Source organism: Suipraeoptans intestinalis (genome assembly GCF_034091795.1).
GTDB classification, from domain to species: domain Bacteria; phylum Bacillota; class Clostridia; order Lachnospirales; family Lachnospiraceae; genus Suipraeoptans; species Suipraeoptans intestinalis.
Genome location: NZ_JAXFXH010000023.1, coordinates 20927 through 42587, shown reverse-complemented (window position 1 = coordinate 42587; position 21661 = coordinate 20927). Strand labels below are relative to the sequence as shown.

Here is a 21661-nt window from a genome sequence, read left to right as displayed (position 1 = left end):
CACCCCTTCCTACTCTATATCTGACACGTCGTCAAAGTCTGCATCCTCCTGGAACAGTTCTTCTGATTCGATGTCTACCAACTCTTCATTCTGGAATTCCTGCTCGGTAAATCCCTGTGCTCCGAAGTTTTCCTCTCGGGTCTGCTTCCAGTCTCCTTCGATCACGGAACGCAGGTCTGACTCTTCGATCTCTACCGTCTCCACGATCTCCACCTCCGTGTTGTCCTCGCGCAGAACTCTGACATCCAGTCCCAGCGACTGCAGTTCCTTTAGCAGTACCTTGAAGGATTCGGGGATACCCGGCTCCGGAATGTTTTCTCCCTTGATGATCGCTTCGTATGTCTTTACACGTCCGATCACGTCGTCAGACTTCACGGTCAGGATCTCCTGCAAGGTGTAAGAAGCGCCATAAGCCTCCAGCGCCCATACTTCCATCTCTCCGAAACGCTGTCCGCCAAACTGGGCTTTTCCTCCCAGCGGCTGCTGTGTAACCAGAGAGTACGGGCCGGTAGAACGGGCATGGATCTTGTCGTCTACCAGGTGGTGGAGCTTCAGGTAGTGCATGTGTCCAATGGTAACCGGACTGTCAAAGTATTCCCCGGTACGTCCGTCTCTTAAGCGAACCTTTCCGTCTCTGGAAATGGGTACGCCCTTCCAGAGCTTTCTGTGTTCTCTATTGTCCGACAGATACTGCAGTACCTCCGGCAGCAGTTCGTCTTTATGCTTTGCTTCAAACTCCTCCCAGGTCAGGTTGACATAATCGTTTGCCAGATCCAGCGTGTCCATAATATCATTTTCGTTGGCTCCGTCAAATACCGGCGTTGCGATATTGAATCCTAGCGCCTTGGCAGCCAGTGACAGATGGATCTCCAGCACCTGTCCGATGTTCATACGAGACGGCACTCCCAGCGGGTTCAGCACGATATCCAGCGGGCGCCCGTTTGGCAAAAACGGCATGTCTTCCACCGGCAGCACCCGGGAAACTACACCCTTGTTTCCGTGACGTCCCGCCATCTTGTCTCCCACAGAAAGCTTTCTCTTCTGGGCGATGTAAATGCGCACCGCCTGATTGACTCCCGGAGACAGCTCATCTCCGTTTTCCCGGGTAAAGATCTTGGCGTCCACCACGATTCCGTATTCTCCATGTGGCACTTTCAAAGAAGTGTCCCGGACTTCTCTTGCTTTTTCTCCAAAGATGGCCCGCAGCAGTCTTTCCTCTGCCGTCAGCTCCGTTTCTCCCTTCGGCGTTACCTTTCCTACCAGAATGTCTCCCGCACGCACTTCGGCACCGATGCGGATGATTCCTCTCTCGTCCAGGTTCTTGAGGGCGTCGTCTCCCACTCCCGGAATATCTCTGGTGATCTCCTCGGATCCCAGCTTGGTATCCCTGGCTTCTGCTTCATACTCTTCGATATGCACAGAAGTATATACATCCTCCTGCACCAGTCTCTCACTGAGCAGGACTGCATCTTCGTAGTTGTAACCTTCCCAGGTCATAAATCCGATCAGCGGATTTTTTCCCAGCGCCATCTCTCCGTTGGAAGTAGACGGTCCGTCTGCGATCACTTCTCCTGCCTCTACCTGATCCCCTTTCAGCACGATCGGTCTCTGGTTGTAGCAGTTGCTCTGGTTGCTTCGCAGGAACTTGGTCAGCTTGTATTTTCTCAAATTGCCGTCTTCTTCACGAATGGTAATCTCTGAAGAAGTGGATCTTTCCACCACGCCCGCCTTCTCTGCGATCACACATACCCCTGAGTCAACGGCCGCTTTTTCTTCCATTCCCGTTCCCACTACCGGTGCTTCCGTCACCAGAAGCGGCACACTCTGACGCTGCATGTTGGATCCCATCAGCGCACGGTTGGCATCGTCGTTTTCCAGGAAAGGAATCAGCGCTGTCGCCACGGAAAATACCATCTTGGGTGATACGTCCATGTATTCAAACCGCTTTTTCTCATACTCCTGCGTTTCGTCACGATAACGTCCGGAAACGTTCTTATGAAGGAAGTGTCCCTCCGCATCCAGCGGCTCATTGGCCTGTGCCACATGGTACTTGTCTTCTTCGTCTGCTGTCATGTAGACAACTTCTTCCGTTACCACCGGATTTTCCGGATCCTCCCGGTTGATCTTACGATAAGGCGCCTCAATAAAGCCATATTGATTGATCCTTGCGTAAGTTGCCAGGGAGTTGATCAAACCGATATTGGGACCTTCCGGCGTCTCGATCGGACACATTCTTCCATAATGGGAATAGTGTACGTCACGCACCTCGAATCCTGCCCGGTCCCTGGAAAGTCCTCCCGGTCCCAAGGCGGACAGACGCCTCTTGTGGGTCAGCTCGCCCAGCGGGTTGTTCTGATCCATAAACTGGGACAGCTGGGAAGATCCGAAAAATTCCTTCACCGCTGCCGTCACCGGCTTGATATTGATCAGAGACTGGGGAGAGATCCCCTCCAGATCCTGCGTCGTCATTCTTTCTCTGACTACCCTCTCCAGTCTGGACAGACCGATCCTGTACTGGTTCTGCAAAAGCTCTCCTACTGAACGGATCCTTCTGTTGCCCAGATGGTCGATATCATCGTCGGTACCAAGATCGTACTCCAGATGCATGTTATAGTTAATGGAAGCAAAGATATCTTCCCTTGTGATATGCTTTGGTATCAGGTCGTGAATGTCTCTTCTGATAGCCGCCTTCAGCTCTTCTATGTCTCCTGCCGTTTCCTGCAGAATGCCCTCCAGCACCGGATAGTATACCAGCTCTGTCACGCCCAGCTCCGCCGGATCCACATCCACAATGGCAGACAGATCCACCATCATATTGGAAAGAACCTTAATGTTTCTCTCCTCTTCTTCATTTTTGATCCACACATAGGGAACTGCCTCGTTCTGAATCTGATCTGCCAGTTCCAGCGTCACCTTATCTCCTGCCTGTGCGATCACTTTGCCTGTCACACGGCTTGCCACATCCTCTGCCAGGACCCGGCCCGTAATACGGTTCTTCAACGCCAGCTTCTTATTGAACTTATATCTTCCCACCTTTGCCAGATCATAGCGGCGAGGGTCAAAAAACATACTGTTGATCAGGCTTTCTGCACTGTCCACCGCCAGAGGCTCTCCCGGCCGGATCTTCTTATAAAGCTCCAGAAGCCCTTCCTGGTAATTGGTAGCCGCATCCTTTTCAAAGCTCGCCAAAATCTTCGGCTCCTCGCCGAACAGTTCTATGATTTCCGGGTTTGTCCCTACGTTTAATGCACGAATCAATACGGTGATGGGTACTTTTCTCGTTCTGTCTACACGCACATAGAAAACGTCATTGGAATCCGTCTCGTACTCCAGCCACGCTCCTCTGCTGGGAATCACTGTTGAGGAATACAGCTTCTTCCCGACCTTATCATGTGCAACCGCATAATAGATCCCTGGAGAACGCACCAGCTGGCTTACGATAACACGCTCTGCTCCGTTGATCACGAAGGTTCCCGTGTCTGTCATAAGCGGCAGGTCTCCCATAAAGATCTCATGCTCGTTGATCTCTTCCGCTTCTCTGTTGTGAAGCCTGACTCTGACCTTAAGAGGCGCCGCATAAGTCGCATCTCTTTCCTTGCATTCCTCGATGGTGTACTTCACATCGTTCTCACACAAGGTAAAATCAACAAATTCCAGACTCAAATGACCGCTGTAATCAGCAATCGGGGAAATGTCTTCAAAGACTTCTTTCAGTCCTTCATCCAGAAACCACTGATAAGAATCCTTCTGGACTTCTATCAGATTGGGCATCTGAAGCACTTCCTTTTGTCTGGAATAACTCATGCGTGAACTTTTTCCGCTTTTAATGGGATAAATTCTGTTTTTCTCCATATGAACGTTTCACTCCTCATCTATTTTTTCGTGGCCGACAGGTGGCTTTAACGTAAAGCAAAAACCCTTAAAATATCTTGAGTTTTTATAAATCACGCAAAATTATGGCATAACTTTCCACAATAGTGCATTTTTAAGGATAACACAAATTATTTTCTTCTGTCAAGGCTCTTTCTCCATCTTTTTTCTCTCTGCTTTTTCCCGGATCCTCCCCTCTTTTCTTTCCCTTTCTCTTGGCATCACAGGCTTTTCCCTACAGTCTTTTATACAGCAGTTCTTCCAGTGCTTCCCTGCTTTCCGTATGGTTGATCTCATCCCGAAGCTTGGAGGAGCCCTCCAGTCCTTTGGTATACCACGCCACATGCTTTCGCATTTCCCGCACTGCCAAATACTCTCCCTTCTGTTCCATTAAAAGCTCCATATGCCGCAGCATCATATCCCGGATCTGACATTTTGTAGGTCTGTCCGGGATTCTCCCCGTCTCGCTGTATGCTTTTAATTCCCGAAAGATCCAGGGATTCCCCTGGGCCGCACGCCCGATCATCACTCCATCGCAGCCCGTTTCTTTTTGCATCTGCACCGCTTTTTCTGCGGACGTTACGTCTCCGTTCCCAATGACCGGTATGGATACCGCCTCCTTCACCTTTCGGATAATATCCCAGTCCGCCTTTCCGGAATAATACTGTTCTCTGGTCCTTCCGTGGACGGCGACCGCCGCTCCTCCTGCCTCTTCTATTACCCTGGCAATCTCCGGTGCATTGATGCAGTCCTCATCAAATCCTTTTCGGATTTTTACCGTTACCGGCTTTTTCAACGCCCGAACTGTCTGAGACACGATCTGATACACCAGTTTAGGCTGCTTCATCAGAGCGGATCCCTCTCCGTTTTTTACGATCTTTGGCACCGGGCATCCCATATTGATGTCCAGGATCTGAAAGGGCAGCTCCTCGATCTCCTTTGCCACCATACTGATGGTATCCGGTTCCGAGCCAAACAGCTGCAAGGATACCGGCCGTTCCTTTTCATGAATGGAAAGCAGCAGCCTGGTATTGGCATTTTTGTATTTCAGCGCTTTGGCGCTGATCATTTCCATACACAAAAGACCCGCTCCCTGCTCCGCACACAAAAGGCGGAAGGGCAGATCCGTCACTCCCGCCATCGGCGCCAATATATAGGGATGTTTTAATGTAACCGTTCCAATCTGCAGCATCGTTTTATCCTTCTTCATCTCTTTTTTCTTGTTTTGTCCTGATCTTTGTCCGTTTCCCCCGGAGCCATACATATCCCCGCTCTTTCCGGTTTTTTCCTTGCCCCTGCCCTTTAACGGTTTTTTCTGAGTCCCTTGTTTTTTTCATACAGGATCCTGAGACCCTTCAGTGTCAGCTCTGCGTCATAGATGTCAATACAGTCTGTCTCCGCCGCAATGATTCGTCCCAGTCCGCCGCTGGCAACAACCTTTGCCTGCTGGTAGCCCGATTCTTTCTTGATCCGGCTGACAATGTATTCTGTCTGTCCGATCTGACCGTAGACCAGTCCGGCCTGCATACTGGAGATCGTCTCCTTTGCCAGGATGGACTCCGGCTTTTTGATCTCTATGGCAGGAAGAAGCGCCGCCTGCCCCCACATCGCCTGCGCAGAGGTACGGATCCCCGGTGCGATCACTGCCGATTCAAACGTACCGTCCGGTCCTACCAGATCATAGGTGGTGGCTGTCCCGTAGTCAATTACGATCACCGGACCGCCGTGAAGCGTGTAGGCCGCTACCGCGTCTACGATCCGATCCGCTCCCACCTGTCTGGGATTTTCTGTGACGATGCGGATGCCTGTCTTGATCCCCGCCGACACCACCAGCGGAGTTACATGAAAATATTTAATGATGGCGCTCCCCAGAGAATGCATGATATCCGGAACCACCGACGCAATGATCACCGAATCGATCTCATCGCTGGGCAGCCCCTGCCGCTCCACCATCTCCTTCAGCGTGATCCCGTACTCATCCGAAGTCCTCTTGATCTTTGTGGTCAGCCGGAAAGTCCCGTACAGTTTTTCCCCCCGGAACACTCCCAGCGTAATATTTGTATTTCCGGCATCAATTACCAGCAGCATGTCTATTCCTCCTCTTTCTGAACAAATACCCGGTAAAACATCTGTAAGGATTCCAAAAGATCCTGCTGGTTCCTTTGTATCTCCTTGATCTTCAGCTGACTCCCGATCTCGTCAAATGAAAAGTCGTCCGGTTGGCTCATCACCTCAAACTGCAGCGTTCCTTCCTCATCAAACACCAATGTCAGAATCCCTCCCACATCTGCCACATAAAGCACACAAAGAATCTGCAGCTCTTCCTGTACATGGGTGGGAAGCTGCGCAAAGTCGGGATTGAAATAATATTTTTCTTCGTAAGAATTGGCTCCGCAGAGCACCACTTTTTTGTATCCGTCTTCTTCTCTATATGTATCCATATATCCCCCTTACCGAAACTTCTCCTGCAAATACGCTCCGTATACTCTGATCTTCCAGCCGGACCAGCAGATCCCCTTTTGGAGAAATACCCAGTGCTATGCCGTCAAAGGATTCCTTGCCATCCTGTACCCTGACCGGTCTTCCTGTGTTGACCAGTCGCTTCTCATATTCTGTTCGAAACCGGGACAGGCTGCCTCCCTCTTTGCAAAAGACCTCATAGCTTTGCTCAAATTTTTCCAGCAAGGCGGCGATCAGCCGGCTTCTGTCTGCCCGGAGCCCTGTTTCCAGCCAGAAAGAGGTTGCCTTTTCAGACAGCTCTCCCGCAAATTGTGTCTGGTTCAGATTCATCCCTACCCCTACCACTACGTAATGGATATAATCCACCTGTGCCGTCATTTCCGTCAGGATCCCGCAAACTTTCTTTCCCTTCATCACAATGTCATTGGGCCACTTGATTTCCACCGGCTCCGTCGTCAGTTCCTGCAGGCTTTCTGCCACACAAAGCGCCATAAGGAGCGTGATCCCGGAAGCATGGTCCGGCGGCACGGTCGGCCTTAGAAGCAAAGACATATAGATCCCGCCCTCCTGAGGCGACTCCCACTGCCGCCCCCGCCGGCCTCTGCCTGCCACCTGCTCCTTTGCTACCACTAAGACTCCTTCCTCTTCTCCTCTGCTTCCTGCCAGGGCAGCCTGTATATTGGTGGAATCTGTGGATTCCAGAAAAAGGATCTTCTTTCCGGCCCACTTCGTTTTCCGCCTGCTTTCGATCCCTATTTTGGAAAACTCTTCCGGCTCTCCCAGTAAACGATAGCCTTTATTGCGTACTGCCTCAATGGCATATCCCTGCTGCTTTAACTGTTCCATGACTTTCCAGACAGCAGTCCTTGATACCTGGAACGTTTCACACAATTCCTGTCCCGAGACATATCCCTTCCGCTCTCTTAGGACCTTTACGATAGCCGCCTTCATAGTCCCTCCCGTGTTTTTATGATTTCTCCCGCCCTTTCCAGGTATTCCGTAAACCTGGGCAGCTTTCTGTCTTCCTTGCTCCGCTTCTGCTCCACCTTTTCCAGCAGTTCCTTCACCGTATAGACGTGGTACTTCTGTACCCGCAGAAGCTTCGCTGCCGCCTCCAGCATTCCAAGAAACAGCTCTTTGTCCGTACTTCTGGGCGGAAGCTTCAGTTCCAGAAGGATCTCCGCCTTTTCTATGTCGCGAAATCCGCTCATCACTTCCCTGTAAAATTCATCGTCCCAGCACTGCTCTAGATAATAGATGTGCCCTTCCAGTCCGTACAGCATCCGTTTGGCGTCATAATAGCCGATCTTCAGGTTCTGGGCACTCCTCTTGGCAGAAAACTCCAGGATACTTCCCAAACGAACCCGGGGCGCTACCCGGTAAAACGTTCCGTCTTCCGGAAAATGGACTTTCGGGATTCTTCCCGGTCCGTAAATCCTCACTTCGATAATATCCTTGTAGCCTCTTTTCAAAAGAGCATTGACAGGAACATTGTTCACTGCGCCTCCATCCACATACCGGCTGCCATGCAGCGGCTCATTTTTAAATCCGATCAGGTAGGCACTGGCCAGCAGAAAGTCACAGAGAAGTCCTTCCGGAATCTCTGAAAGAGACAGATCCAGTTCCTCCATGTCCGAAAGGCAAAACGTCTGCAGGCAAAATTCTTTTCCGCAATTTCGAATGCGGTCTTCCTCCACCACGCTCCGGATCAGATTTCTTAAGGGGGTAATATCCACCCCGCCCTCCCGTATCACGCGCAGCCCCGCATTCACCACTTCCTTAAACGGTTGCCCCTTTTGGAACAGGATTTCCATCCAGGCATCGTCCACATCCATGACCTTGGAAAAGGAGATTTCCTTCCAGATGCTTTCTGCCAGTTCCACGTCTCCCATACAAACAAGGGCGCCGTTTAAGGCGCCCACGGATGTTCCTGCTACCGCATTGATCTTCAGGCCGGCCTCCGCCAGAGCTTTCCAGGCTCCTGCCTGGTAAGCCCCTCTGGCTCCGCCCCCGTCAAATACCAGACCGTATTCCTTCTCCATGTCTATCACAGGTTTCATCTCTACTCTTTCTCTCCTACTTCCGTCAACGATTTTACAAGCCCTGCAAGCCCCTGGATCTCTGATGGGATAATGATCTTGGTAGCCTGTCCGTCCGCTGCCCTCTCAAATGCTTCCAGGCTCTTCATAGTCAGGACCGCCTTATCCGCTCCTGCTTCTTTCAGGAATCGGATTCCGTCTGCATTCGCCTGCTGCACCTTCATAATGGCCTCCGCTTCACCCTCTGCCCGGCGGATCATTGCCTGTTTCTCTGCTTCCGCACGAAGGATCGCCGCCTGCTTCTCTGCCTCTGCATCCAGGATCGCGGACTCCTTCTTTCCTTCTGCCACCAGAATGGTGGATTTCTTTTCTCCCTCTGCTCGAAGGATCGCTTCTCTCCGCTCTCTTTCCGCCTTCATCTGCTTTTCCATCGCATCCTGGATCGCTGCCGGCGGAATGATATTCTTTAATTCCACACGGTTTACCTTGATCCCCCATGGATCCGTCGCCTCATCCAGAGAGGCCCGCATTTTGGTGTTGATGGTCTCGCGGGATGTTAATGTCTGATCCAGTTCCAGATCTCCGATAATATTTCTAAGGGTAGTTGCCGTAAGATTTTCGATCGCCATAATAGGGCTTGCCACTCCGTAGCAAAACAGCTTGGGATCCGTGATCTGGTAAAATACCACCGTATCTATCCGCATGGTTACATTATCCTTGGTGATCACCGGCTGGGGCGCAAAATCCACCACCTGCTCCTTCAGATCCACCCTTCTTGCCACCCTGTCCAGCACAGGGATCTTGAAGTGGATCCCGGTATTCCAGGTTCCCTGGTAAGCTCCCAGTCTTTCAATCACCAGCGCCTGCGCCTGTCTTACCACCCGCACGCAGGAAACCAGGATCAAGCACACCAAAATCAATAGCACCAAAAACAAAAAATTTCCTAACATGTTGTTTCCTCCTCTTCTACCAAAACCTTAACGCCCTGTATCTCTACCACAACGACTTCCCGCCCTTCCGGGATCACCCTGTTTTCTCCTGCCGGTCTCGCAGCCCACTCCTGGCCCTTTACCCGCACGCGTCCTACACCTGTCAGGCCGTCTATCTCCTCTATCACCAGACCGTGCTCCCCTTTGATCAGCTCCAGGTTCGTTTTTTTTCTTTCTGTGTTAAAGTGCTTCATGGCCCAGGGTCGCGTCAAAACTAAAAGGATCAAAGATGACACGATGAACACCGCAAACTGGACGACCGTCCCCTGTCCTAAGAGTCCCGCAACAAATGCAAGAAGCGCGCCTGCCGCAAACCATATGGTGGTCAGTCCCAGCGTACAGAGCTCGATCACCAGCAACACAATAAAAGCTATCAGCCAATACATTGTCTGCATCCTGCTCCCCCCTTCCTTTTTATCTGCCGTTTCCTGCTTTTATCTTACTACATCCCCTCTCCCTTTGCAAGGTCACAGACAGGGATGAAAAGCAGCTTACAGGCTCCGCTGACGGCTTGCCTCAAAACTAAGAACCGCTGCCGCGATCCCTACATTCAGGGATTCCACCTGTCCCTGCATGGGGATTTTGATCCGGGCATCCGCCAGCGCAGCGGTTTCTTCCTTCAGTCCGTTCCCCTCATTTCCCAGCAAAAATCCGCAGGGCTTCGTGAAATCCTGTTGATAATACGGCAGGCTGCCTTCCAGGTGCGCCGCATATAGCCGGATCCCGCTCGCCTTTACGCAATGGATCGCCTCTTTCAAATCCGCCACCCGCACAAACGGAAGACGGAATACCGATCCCATGGTGGACCGGATCGTCTTGGGTGCAAACAGATCCGCACAGGCTTCATCCAGAAGCACGCCGCTGACTCCGGCTCCCTCCGCCGTCCGAAGGATCGTCCCCAGGTTCCCCGGATCCTGGATCCCCTCCAGCAGTAACAGCTGCGGACACTCTCCTCTTACGATCTCCGCCAATGCATGGCAGGGTTTTTGCACCACACACAGAACTCCCTGCGGCGTCTGTGTGTCCGAAACATATTCAAATACACGGTCGGCAAGTATCTCTATCCCGGCCTTGCATCTGTTTTCCAAATCTTTCGCCAATTCTTTCTGCTTTTTGAGAAAGCTTTCCGATACATAGATTTCTCTTAAAAGCCCGGCCGGCGTTTCTTTCGCCATACGGCTTCCTTCTGCCAGAAATACCCCTTCCTCCTCCCGGCATTTTTTCTTTTTCTTTAGCTGTATCAGTCGCTTTACCTTCCCATTGGATGTACTGGTGATCATAGATTTTCCGTCTCCTTACACTTTAAACCGATATCCCACGCCCCAGATCGTTTCAATATACTGGGGATTGGAGGTATCCATCTCCACTTTTTCCCGGATCTTTTTGATGTGTACCGTAACGGTGGCGATATCTCCCACCGATTCCATATCCCAGATCTCCCGGAACAGTTCATCCTTGGTGTACACATGATTGGGATGGCTGGCCAAAAACGTCAGCAAATCATACTCCTTGGTGGTAAAGGCCCGTTCCTCCCCATTGACCCAGACTCTTCTGGCAGTCGTGTCGATCCGAAGTCCCCGGATCTCGATCACCTTGTTGCGTTCCGCCACGCTTCCGGTCAACCGGTCGTACCTGGCCAGATGCGCCTTTACCCTGGCCACCAGTTCGCTGGGACTGAAGGGCTTTGTGATATAATCGTCGGCTCCCAGACCCAGTCCTCTGATTTTATCAATATCTTCTTTTTTTGCAGACACCATCAGGATCGGGGTGTTCTTGATCTGACGGATCTGCCTGCAGATTTCAAATCCATCCACCTCCGGAAGCATCAGATCCAGGATATACAGATCAAACTCTTCCTTCAGCGCCCGATCCTGTCCCGTTCTTCCGTCGTTGCATACTTCCACCTGAAATCCCGCAAGCTCCAGATAATCTTTCTCCAGATCCGCAATCGCCTCTTCGTCTTCTACGATCAGTATTCTATTCATGTATCGGCACCTCCTGATATTTTCTAAGCACGAAATACATGGTCGTCCCTGTATTTTCTCTGCTGGTCGCCCATATCTTTCCGCCATGTTCTTCAATGATCTTTTTTACAATAGACAGCCCGATCCCGCTGCCTCCCTTGGAAGAATTTCTGGAGGTATCGCTCCGAAAAAACCGATCGAAAATATTGGGCAGATCCTTCGCCGCAATCCCTTTTCCGTTATCCTCCAGCTCTATCTGGACAAAATCTCCCACGTCCTTGATCCGCAGATTGATTTTTCCCTTTTTCTTATCCATGTATTTGATGGAATTGTTCACGATATTGTGCACCACTCGTTTGATCTGTTCTGTGTCGGCAATGACCTTCACATCTTCCTCCACATAATTGAAATAGCCAAATTCTATCCCGGCAGGCTCCAGCTCCATTGCCAGATCCTCCGCACAGTCATTGAAATATCCGTTGACGGAAATGGTGCTGAAATTATAGGGGATGCGGTTGGTATCGATCTTGGTGTAAAAGGTCAGCTCATTGATCAAAAGATCCATCTCATTGGCTTTGTTGTAAATAGTCTTTACATATTTGTCCACTTTTTCCGGAGTGTCCGCCACCCCGTCCAGGATCCCTTCCGCATAGCCTTTGATGGTGGTGACCGGCGTTTTCAGATCGTGGGAAATATTGCTGATCAGTTCCTTGTTTTCCTGGTCAAATTTTAACCGCTCTTCCGTGGTATCCTTCAGCCGTTTCCGCATGGCTTCCAGATCCCGACACAGGCTGCCCAGCTCATCCTTGGATTCCTGCTTCAGTTCAAAATCCAGATTCCCTTCGGTAATATTTTTTGCCGCCACCTGCATTTTGGCTAGCGGCCGCATCACCCCTCTGTAGATCCAGTAGATTAAAACGGCGGCGGTCAGGATCAGAACGATCATCACTCCGTATACCATCCGCACCAAAAATGTTTCGATCTCCGGGATCATATCCTTCATATCCGTCACCAGAAACAGGCTGCCCTTTTGACCATCTGCATAGGTTACGTCGATCTGCTTTAACAGTACCTGCTCTTTGCCCCCCAGATAGATCCCGTTCTGGGACGCTTCCGACGCTTCCCCGTACTCGGGTAACTGGGAAAGAATGGCGTCTACCTGCTTTTTCCCGGAACCCACATAAGTGATCTCTCCTTCCCTGGTTGCCAGCAGGAAGCTTTTCTTCTTCTGCAGCCGCCGGTTCCACTGCTCCAGATATGAAACTTCCTCCAGTCTGGCCGGCTCTTCTTCCGCCACCTGACTCAATTCCTGAAATGGTTTTTCCGTCAGGGCGGACATGGTTTCAATGGAGTTGGACAGACTTTTTACCGTCGTCCCTTTCAATTCATAATTCTTCTCAATGGAATGTATCTGATGCGTTCCCAGCACGAATACGATAACCGACGTCAGTATGACAGGAATCAGTATCACCGTCAGAAACGCAATGATCAGGCGTGTTTTTAATTTCATGGCAATCCCTCCGTGGAAAGTATAGCATGAAAATAGGTGCTTCATGACAAAGCACCCATAAACTTTTCTAAAATTTTTATAAATATCCTTTCAGAACCTCTGCCTTATCTGTCTTTTCCCAGGGGAATTCCACGTCTGTCCTTCCAAAATGCCCGTAAGCCGCCGTTTTTTTGTAGATCGGCCTGCGCAGATCCAGCATCCGGATGATCCCCTCCGGCCGAAGATCAAACTGCTCCCGGATGATCTCCACCAAGGCTTCGTCCGACAGGCGCCCCGTTCCAAAGGTATCCACCATGATGGAGGTGGGATGTGCCACCCCGATGGCGTAGGACAACTGGATCTCGCATTTCTTTGCCATCCCTGCCGCCACAATGTTTTTTGCCACATATCTGGCTGCGTAGGCTGCGGAACGGTCCACCTTTGTACAGTCCTTTCCGGAAAACGCCCCGCCTCCGTGTCTTGCCATGCCGCCGTAGGTATCCACGATGATCTTTCTGCCGGTCAGTCCGCTGTCTCCGTGAGGACCTCCGATCACAAACCGTCCTGTGGGGTTGATAAAGAACTTGGTCTGTTCATCCACCATTTCTTCCGGGAGGATCCGGTTAAATACGTGGGTGGTGATGTCCTGATGGATCTGCTCCTGAGACACCTCCGGATCATGCTGTGTGGAAAGCACCACTGCGTCCAGTCGTTTCGGTACTCCTTCTTCATCATACTCCACCGTTACCTGTGTCTTTCCGTCCGGTCTCAGATAGGGCAGCGTGCCGTCCTTTCTTACCTGCGTCAGTCTTTGTGCCAGCCGGTGTGCCAGAGAAATGGGGTAAGGCATCAGTTCCTCCGTTTCGTCTGTCGCGTACCCAAACATCATCCCCTGGTCTCCTGCCCCGATGGAGTCTGCATCCTCCGGCTTCTGCTGCTTTGCCTCCAGCGCTTTATCCACTCCCATGGCAATGTCCGAGGACTGTTCATCGATAGCCAGGATCACGCCGCAGGTATCTGCATCAAACCCATATTTTCCTCTTGTATATCCGATCTCCCGCACGGTGTCCCGCACCAGCTTCTGCATATCCACATAGGCATTGGTGGTAATTTCTCCCATCACCATTACCAGCCCTGTCGTGGTACAGGTTTCGCATGCCACACGGCTCATGGGATCCTGCTCTACCAGCGCATCCAAAATGGCGTCTGAGATTTGATCGCACATCTTATCCGGATGTCCCTCCGTTACAGATTCTGATGTAAATAAATGTCTTTCCATTTGATTTCCTCCCGTCTTTTCCTGTTTTATTTCCGTTTCATCTGACATTGTGCAGATCTGCACAGTCACCAGGCTTTCCGCCAAGCGCAGATCCCGCATCGTTGCCGCTAAAAAAGCAGCCCGACAAAGGACTGCTTTACATACATAAATCAATCCTCTTATTGTTCGAATGACTCGCTCAGGTTGGCACCTTCCCTTCCGGGGGTTGCCGCAGCTTCACAGGTCCTTTGTACCTCCACTGCTCTGAATAAGAGAAATTTTATTAAATTCCACTGGAACTATACTATTTTTTCTTTCGTTTGTCAAATACACAAAACGATTCTGTCATTTTTCTAACCGATTCTCAGGCAAAACTTCTGGATCGCTTTTTCCGAATCCACCCGCTCAATGATCCCGCCGATCCCTCTTAGCTTTTCCTCAAACCGCTCATAGCCTCGTTGGATATATACGATATCATCGATGATAGTGATTCCGTCCGTTGCCAGACCTGCAATGCAAAGCGCCGCACCTGCCCGGAGATCCGGAGCGCTGACCCTTGCTCCCGAAAAGCTTTCCACGCCTTCAATGGTAGCGGAATTGCCCTCTATCTTCACGCTGGCTCCCATTCTCGCCAGCTCATCCAGATACTTGAACCGGTTTTCAAAAATACTCTCCACGATAGTGCTGGTTCCCTGGGAAAGCGCCAGCGTCACGCCGATCTGTGGCTGCATATCCGTTGGAAATCCCGGGTACGGCAGTGTCTTTACATGTGTGCTGTTCAGCCGGCCCTTCGCCACCACACGCACCGCATCGTCAAACTCTTCCACCTCACAGCCCATTTCCACCAGCTTGGCCACCGTTGCTTCCAGATGCTTGGGAATTACGTTCAGCACCGTCACGTCTCCCTTGGTAGCCGCAGCCGCAAACATAAACGTTCCTGCCTCGATCTGATCCGGGATCACGGAATACTCCGTCCCGTGAAGCTTTTGCACGCCACGGATCCGGATAATGTCCGTTCCGGCTCCTCTGATGTTCGCTCCCATACTGTTCAGGAAGTTGGCCACATCCACCACATGGGGCTCCTTTGCTACATTTTCCAGGATCGTCAATCCTTCGGCCATGGCCGCTGCCATCATAACATTGATGGTGGCTCCCACACTGACCACGTCAAAATAAATATGTTTTCCCCGAAGTCTGTCTACCTCCGCCAGGATCTTTCCGCCGTGGATGATCACTTCCGCTCCCAGCGCCCGAAATCCCTTCAGATGCTGATCAATCGGACGGCTGCCAATGTTGCAGCCTCCCGGAAGCGCCACCTCCGCTCTCTTGTATTTTCCAAGAAGGGCTCCCAGCAGATAATACGAAGCGCGGATCTTCTTGATATATTCATACTCTATGGACATGTCGCTGATGTTCTTCCCGCTGATCCTCACCGTATGCCTGTCTACTCTGGAAACGGACGCGCCGATCCCTGCGATGGCATCCAGCATCACGTTGATGTCGTTTACATCCGGAAGGTTATCTATCAAAACCGTATCGTCGGTCATGATAGCTGCAGAAAGAATCGCAAGAGCTGCGTTTTTTGCTCCTCCGATCTCTACCTCTCCCACCAACGGATGACCGCCCTTAATAATATATTGCTCCATACTCCACCTCAATCGCCAAGATTTATCTCCGTGTCATTATACCACAGAATCCCTGTTTGTAAAATCTTTTTTACAGACTCGTAATTTTTCTGTAATATTTCTCTACTTTTTCAGTGCAGTTATCACGGCTTCCAGCGTCTCTTCCACCGTCCGCCCGTCTTCACAGATGGTAATGTCCGCATACCGTTCAAACAGCCGGACTCTTTCCCGGTAGAGATCCAGAAGTGTCTGTCCTTCTCTTAACACCACGCCTCTGTCTTTTACATTTTGAAGTCTGGCTGCGATCGTTTCATAGGAGGCCTGCAGGTAGACCACACGGCCGATTTTTTTGAAATGCTCCATGGCATTGGGGCAGTAGACCACGCTCCCCCCCGGGGAAATCATCGTTTTCTCCGCTTCTATGCCTGCGTTGACCCGGTCTTCCACCTCCAGAAATCCCTCAATCCCCCGCTCTGCAATAATCTCCTTCAGGAGCTTTCCCTCCTGTTCCTGGATCAAAAGATCCGCATCTAAAAACTGATATCCCAGCCGTTTTGCAGCCACCACGCCGATCGTGCTTTTCCCCGACGACGGCATTCCGATAAAAATTACATTGTCCATGCTTTTTGCTCCTTGTGTCTGATGCTTTTTCCGGAGAAAATCGGGGCGAATGCTCCGCCCCGATTTTCTCTGTATTTTCTTGTCCGCCGCCTTGCTTTTCCGCTGTCGCTTCCAAAAGCCGCGGCCCTTCGCCGCATCCGCTTTCGGAAAACGTCAGCCGCTGCCCGGCCCTCTCTTTTCCGGAATATCCGAAACGCTCAAAAGATACGCTTCTGATCTAATCAGGCTCTCTCGCTATACTTGTGCGCTTCCTCCAGCATCATGTCCTTTACTTTCATCAGGCGGATCTGAGAGCTTCTTTCATTCTCGTCCAGCTTCATGGTGATATACTTGATCGTCCTTCTGGCCTCCGGAATGATCACATGCTCCAGCGCGTTTACCCGCCTCCTGGTTTTCTCAATCTCCGCCGCCATCAACTGGCAGGCTTTTTCGATCTCCGCCAGCCGCAGCATCTCCGGCAGGATGTCCGCCAGGGATTTTACTGCGTCGTCCAGATCTCCCGATGTAAATGCAAACCCATAAGAATAGATGTCATTTGCATCTGCTGTACGGGTTTTGGTGGTGAATGCCGGAATATTTACACTCATGACATTCTTACTTCCCACTTCCAGATTGACTTCCTGCTTGGGCGCCATAAATGCCGTTCTCAGAGTCACTTCATCCATTCCCGCCTTGGCGATCACAAAGTTCTGATTGGCGGCCTTGATTCCCGCCTCCACCTTTAGACGAAGTTCCATGTTTTCCTTGACCAGCTCCAGAAATTGACGCATCAGCTCATCTCTTTTGTCTTTTAGAAGTTTATGGCCTTTGACGGCTGTGACCAGTTTTCTTTTTGTCTTCGTCAACTCCATACGGGTCGGCGTAATCTGTGTGGATGCCATATCCTACCACCTCCGTCTATTTTCCGTAGTATTCGTCCAGATATTTGTCATCAATTCGCTTCAACTCGCTTCTAGGAAGCAAAGACAACAGCTCCCACCCGATGGTAAGCGTTTCCTCAATGGAACGGTCTGCCAGATAGCCCTGCGATACGTATTTCTTTTCAAATTCCTCTGCAAATTTTGCATAGAGCAGATCGATCTCTGTCAGCGCCGCCTCTCCCAGGATAGTCATCAGCTCCTTGGCGTCCTTTCCTCTGGCATAGGCTGCAAACAACTGGTTCATGGTATTGGAATGATCCGCTCTGGTCTTTCCGTCTCCGATTCCCTTGTCTTTCAGACGTGACAGAGAAGGCAGTACGTCGATAGGCGGCTGGATCCCTTTTCGATACAGCTCACGGCTCAGGATCACCTGTCCTTCTGTAATATATCCTGTCAGGTCGGGGATGGGATGCGTCTTATCATCCTCCGGCATGGTCAGGATGGGGATCATGGTAATGCTTCCCTTCTTTCCCTTCTGCCGTCCGGCTCTCTCATACAGGGTTGCCAGGTCTGTGTACATATATCCCGGATATCCACGGCGTCCCGGCACTTCCTTTCTGGCTGCCGACACTTCCCGGAGGGCGTCTGCGTAATTGGTGATGTCCGTCAGGATGACCAGTACGTGCATATCTTTTTCAAACGCCAGGTATTCCGCCGCCGTCAAAGCCATTCGCGGCGTGGAGATACGCTCGATGGCCGGGTCGTTTGCCAGGTTGATAAATAATACCGTTCTGTCAATGGCTCCCGTCTCCTTGAAGGATTCCACGAAGAAGTTGGACTCCTCAAAGGTGATTCCCATGGCAGCAAACACTACCGCAAAATTTTCATCTGTGCCGCGAACCTTTGCCTGTCTGGCGATCTGCGCCGCCAGGTTGGCGTGAGGCAGTCCCGACGCCGAGAAGATCGGCAGCTTCTGCCCTCTTACCAGAGTGTTCAGTCCGTCGATGGAAGAAACTCCCGTCTGGATAAATTCCTCCGGATAGCTTCTTGCCGCCGGGTTCATCGGCAATCCGTTGATCTGTCTTCTTTCTTCCGGAAGGATCTGAGGGCCTCCGTCAATAGGGCGTCCCAGTCCGTCAAACACGCGTCCCAGCATGTCTTCGGACACGCCCAGTTCCATGCTCCTTCCCAAAAAGCGCACCTTGCTGTTACTTAAATTGATTCCCGATGCACTCTCAAACAACTGGACCAGTACGTCGTTTCCGTTTACTTCCAGTACCTTGCACCGTCTTCTTTCGCCGTCTGCCAGCTCGATCTCTCCCAGCTCGTCATAGGCAACCTGTTCCACCCCTTTTACCAGCATCAGTGGTCCGGCAACTTCCTGTATTGTTCTATATTCTTTTGGCATAGCTTAGAAGTCCTCCTTCCCGGCAATGGCTGCCACTTCTCTTTCCAGCTCGCTCTTGATGGCCTCATACTCTTTGTCTAACTCTTCTTCTTTTGTATACTTGAATCTTCCGATCCGCTCCCTGACCTCCATGTTGATGAGCGCCTGCATCTTTCTTGGATGCTCTGCCAGCGCCTGTGAGGCTTCCTCATAGAATGCCAGTACCAGCCGCATCATCAGATGCTGTTTTTTCAGGGACGTATACGTATCGATCTCGTGGAAAGAGTTCTGGTGCAGGAAGTCCTCCCGGATAGAACGCGCCGCTTCCATTTTCAGTCGGTCTGTTGCAGACAGCGCATCCATTCCTACCATTTTTACGATCTCTTCCAGTTCCGCTTCATCCTGGAGAAGGCTCATCATCTTCTGGCGGTTTTCCATCCAGTCAGACGCTACTTCCTGATCAAACCACGGCCCCATATGATCCACATACAGAGAATAGCTGGTCAGCCAGTTGATAGCCGGGAAATGCCGCTTGTAGGCCAGGGCCGAATCCAGTCCCCAGAACACCTTCACGATCCGAAGAGTTGCCTGAGATACCGGCTCTGAAATATCTCCTCCCGGAGGGGATACGGCTCCGATTACAGACAGGGCTCCCTCTCTTCCATCAGATCCCAGGGAGATCACGTGCCCGGCTCTCTCGTAAAACTGTGCCAAACGGCTTCCCAGATAAGCCGGATATCCTTCTTCGCCCGGCATCTCTTCCAGACGTCCCGACATCTCTCGCAGCGCCTCTGCCCATCTGGACGTAGAGTCCGCCATCAAAGCCACCGAATACCCCATGTCCCTGAAATACTCTGCAATGGTGATTCCCGTGTAAATGGAAGCCTCCCGTGCCGCCACCGGCATGTCGGAGGTGTTGGCGATCAGAACGGTCCTCTCCATCAAAGACTGCCCTGTTTTCGGGTCCTTCAGCTCCGGGAACTCGTTCAATACGTCCGTCATCTCGTTTCCACGCTCTCCGCAGCCGATGTATACTACGATATCCGCTTCCGCCCATTTTGCCAGCTGGTGCTGGATAACGGTCTTTCCGCTTCCAAACGGTCCCGGAACAGACGCTACTCCTCCCTTGGCAATCGGGAAAAAGGTATCTACCACTCTCTGCCCTGTGATCAGCGGTTTCTGCGGAGGCAGCTTTTTCACATAGGGACGTCCTTTCCGAACCGGCCATCTTTGCATCATGGTCAGTTCCTTTTCTCCATCCTCTGTTTCCAGGACCGCCACTACCTCTTCTACCGTAAATTCTCCTGCTTTGATCTCCTTGACCGTACCCTCTACGCCAAAAGGAACCATGATCTTCTGCTGTACTACGATGGTCTCCTGTACCGTTCCCAGGACATCTCCTGCAACCACCTTGTCGCCCGCTTTTGCCACCGGCACAAATTCCCATTTCCGGTCTCTTTTCAGAGAAGCCACTTCCACCCCTCTTTGCAGGCTGTTTCCTGATATTTTCATGATATCGTCCAGCGGACGCTGGATTCCGTCATAGATACTGGCAATCAGCCCGGGGCCCAGTTCTACGGACATGGGCACCTGCATGGATTCTACCGGTTCGCCCGGGCCCAGTCCTGATGTTTCTTCATATACCTGTATGGATGCCTCGTCTCCGTGCATCTCGATGATCTCTCCGATCAGCCGCTGGTCGCTTACACGCACCACGTCAAACATGTTGGCGTCTCTCATACCCTTTGCGATGACCAACGGTCCAGCTACTTTTTTGATTGTTCCTCTGCTCATTTGAACGAATCAACCTCCTTTATTGGTTTCCAAACAGAATGTCCGATCCAACAGCCTGCTCTACCGTTTTCTTTACGCCTTCCACACCGGCTCCTGTGTTGCCGGAAATCCCCGGTACCCGGACGATGGCAGGCATTACCTGTTCTTCGTATTTTTCCAGTTCCTTTGACAGCTCTTTGGCCAGCGCTTCCGTGATATAAATGATTCCATACTGCCCGGCCGCCAGTCTGGCCAGCCTGTCCTTTCCTTCTTCTTCATCGGCAACAGGAAAGGTATCCAGCCCCAAAGCAGCAAAGCCGTAAATACTGTCATAATCGCCTATTACCGCTATCTTATACATACATTTCCCTTATCCTTTCCCGAATGGACTCCTCCGGCAGCCGGTTCTGCTTTCCTGACAGCACCATCCGCACCGTCCTGATCTCATTTTGTCTTGCGATCACATACGCCACGACAGGTCCCAGTGTAAACGCCTCATACTTCTGGGATTTCATAGTTTCTATGATCCTGTTATCGCACCATCGTTCAAAGGCCGACATCGACTGGCGCAACACTTCTGCTCCCTGGGAATAGGATGTTTCCTGAAGGTATTCGCAGATGCCTTCTATTCCCGCCAGCGCTGCTTTCGCAAGCCGCTCCCAGCGGATCCCTTCACAGTCTGTCATTGCTTTTTCCATAAAGTCCAAAGACTTCCCTGTCTTGGCAGACCGGACGGCCACCTTGATGTTGGCCACCGCCACATAGGATTCCGCGTATTCCCGGATAACCGGTTCCTTCGTCTCTTTTCCTGCCTGACAGATCGCCTCCAACGTCGCCTTGTCGATCATAATGTCGCACAGCTGTCCGTCTCTGGTGTGCAGAAGACTTTCATAGGCTTCCCTTGCCACTTCCTGCAGCACTTCGGGAAGCTCTTCAAACCGTCTTTCCCGCACCAGTGTCAGCATCTCTTTGCCCATGACCATTCCGTTTTCGTAAAAGATCTGATGGTTGGTCTCCTCTGTACACACCTCTTTGATCGCCGCCTTCAGATTGTGGAACAGCTTGGGGTACATCAGCACGTCAAATCGTTCCAGCGGGATACCCAGCTCTCTTACCACATCCCAGATCTTCTCTTCTTCTCTGGCCAGAATCCCTTCCATATCCTTTTGTAGCGCTCCGTCGCCCCAGCCTTTTTCTTCCAGTAACTGAAGGCATTGTTCATATGTCTGACAAGCGATCAGCTGGTCTACGACCTCTTTTGAAAATAAATTCACCTCCATTGCACGGATCCGTGCAACCGCATAGGTATATTCTTCCCTCATGCCT

At 51.3% G+C, this 21661-nt stretch carries 19 protein-coding genes and 1 riboswitch; all 19 genes read right to left on the bottom strand.

The features are described 5' to 3' along the window. Positions 1-9: 9 nt before the first annotated feature. Positions 10-3852, bottom strand: coding sequence for a DNA-directed RNA polymerase subunit beta (gene rpoB / locus SOW26_RS08185; protein ID WP_276960106.1), 3843 nt, complete (start codon positions 3850-3852; stop codon positions 10-12). Between the two features lie 253 nt (positions 3853-4105). Continuing rightward, complete coding sequence (dusB, locus tag SOW26_RS08180) at positions 4106-5080, bottom strand: tRNA dihydrouridine synthase DusB (RefSeq protein WP_235899265.1); 975 nt, start codon at positions 5078-5080, stop codon at positions 4106-4108. Between the two features lie 92 nt (positions 5081-5172). Beyond that, positions 5173-5958 carry a type III pantothenate kinase gene (locus SOW26_RS08175; protein ID WP_154476880.1) on the bottom strand — a complete coding sequence of 262 codons (786 nt, stop codon included), beginning with the start codon at positions 5956-5958 and terminating at the stop codon, positions 5173-5175. Positions 5959-5960: 2 nt separating this feature from the next. After that, positions 5961-6311: a DUF6145 family protein gene (locus tag SOW26_RS08170; RefSeq protein ID WP_276960107.1), complete on the bottom strand. Its 351-nt coding sequence runs from the start codon at positions 6309-6311 to the stop codon at positions 5961-5963. Then, positions 6298-7281 carry a biotin--[acetyl-CoA-carboxylase] ligase gene (locus SOW26_RS08165; protein ID WP_320652213.1) on the bottom strand — a complete coding sequence of 328 codons (984 nt, stop codon included), beginning with the start codon at positions 7279-7281 and terminating at the stop codon, positions 6298-6300. Before SOW26_RS08165 ends, SOW26_RS08170 begins: the two co-directional genes overlap by 14 nt. Continuing rightward, the gene (locus tag SOW26_RS08160; protein ID WP_320652212.1) at positions 7278-8390 is read right to left on the bottom strand and encodes a patatin-like phospholipase family protein; all 1113 of its coding nucleotides are present in this window, start codon (positions 8388-8390) and stop codon (positions 7278-7280) included. The genes SOW26_RS08165 and SOW26_RS08160 overlap by 4 nt, the downstream gene beginning before the upstream one ends. A 2-nt stretch (positions 8391-8392) precedes the next feature. Beyond that, complete coding sequence (locus tag SOW26_RS08155; protein ID WP_154476888.1) at positions 8393-9319, bottom strand: SPFH domain-containing protein; 927 nt, start codon at positions 9317-9319, stop codon at positions 8393-8395. Then, positions 9313-9744, bottom strand: coding sequence for an NfeD family protein (locus SOW26_RS08150; protein ID WP_320652211.1), 432 nt, complete (start codon positions 9742-9744; stop codon positions 9313-9315). The genes SOW26_RS08155 and SOW26_RS08150 overlap by 7 nt, the downstream gene beginning before the upstream one ends. 105 nt (positions 9745-9849) lie before the next feature. Next, entirely contained in the window at positions 9850-10638 is a 789-nt protein-coding gene (locus SOW26_RS08145) for a TrmH family RNA methyltransferase (RefSeq protein ID WP_154476892.1), read from the bottom strand. A 15-nt stretch (positions 10639-10653) separates the two neighbouring features. Then, positions 10654-11343 (bottom strand): response regulator transcription factor, encoded by a 690-nt coding sequence (locus SOW26_RS08140; RefSeq protein WP_154476894.1) that lies wholly within the window; start codon positions 11341-11343, stop codon positions 10654-10656. Beyond that, positions 11336-12832: a HAMP domain-containing sensor histidine kinase gene (locus SOW26_RS08135; protein ID WP_276960109.1), complete on the bottom strand. Its 1497-nt coding sequence runs from the start codon at positions 12830-12832 to the stop codon at positions 11336-11338. Before SOW26_RS08135 ends, SOW26_RS08140 begins: the two co-directional genes overlap by 8 nt. 76 nt (positions 12833-12908) lie before the next feature. Further along, complete coding sequence (gene metK, locus SOW26_RS08130; RefSeq protein WP_276960110.1) at positions 12909-14090, bottom strand: methionine adenosyltransferase; 1182 nt, start codon at positions 14088-14090, stop codon at positions 12909-12911. A 155-nt stretch (positions 14091-14245) separates the two neighbouring features. Next, positions 14246-14344: riboswitch (SAM riboswitch) on the bottom strand. A 78-nt stretch (positions 14345-14422) separates the two neighbouring features. Further along, positions 14423-15715 carry a UDP-N-acetylglucosamine 1-carboxyvinyltransferase gene (locus SOW26_RS08125; RefSeq protein ID WP_276960111.1) on the bottom strand — a complete coding sequence of 431 codons (1293 nt, stop codon included), beginning with the start codon at positions 15713-15715 and terminating at the stop codon, positions 14423-14425. A gap of 102 nt (positions 15716-15817) precedes the next feature. Beyond that, positions 15818-16315 carry a shikimate kinase gene (locus SOW26_RS08120; protein WP_154476902.1) on the bottom strand — a complete coding sequence of 166 codons (498 nt, stop codon included), beginning with the start codon at positions 16313-16315 and terminating at the stop codon, positions 15818-15820. Positions 16316-16536: 221 nt separating this feature from the next. Beyond that, positions 16537-17196 carry a V-type ATP synthase subunit D gene (locus SOW26_RS08115; protein ID WP_154476904.1) on the bottom strand — a complete coding sequence of 220 codons (660 nt, stop codon included), beginning with the start codon at positions 17194-17196 and terminating at the stop codon, positions 16537-16539. A 16-nt stretch (positions 17197-17212) separates the two neighbouring features. After that, a complete protein-coding gene (locus SOW26_RS08110; RefSeq protein ID WP_154476906.1) occupies positions 17213-18583 on the bottom strand; it encodes a V-type ATP synthase subunit B in 1371 nt (456 codons plus the stop codon). Between the two features lie 3 nt (positions 18584-18586). Then, positions 18587-20356: a V-type ATP synthase subunit A gene (locus tag SOW26_RS08105; RefSeq protein ID WP_154476908.1), complete on the bottom strand. Its 1770-nt coding sequence runs from the start codon at positions 20354-20356 to the stop codon at positions 18587-18589. 19 nt (positions 20357-20375) lie between these two features. Next, the gene (locus tag SOW26_RS08100; protein ID WP_154476910.1) at positions 20376-20696 is read right to left on the bottom strand and encodes a V-type ATP synthase subunit F; all 321 of its coding nucleotides are present in this window, start codon (positions 20694-20696) and stop codon (positions 20376-20378) included. After that, positions 20689-21657, bottom strand: a complete 969-nt coding sequence (locus SOW26_RS08095; protein ID WP_154476912.1) for a V0D/AC39 family V-type ATPase subunit — start codon at positions 21655-21657, stop codon at positions 20689-20691. The genes SOW26_RS08100 and SOW26_RS08095 overlap by 8 nt, the downstream gene beginning before the upstream one ends. Positions 21658-21661: the final 4 nt, after the last annotated feature.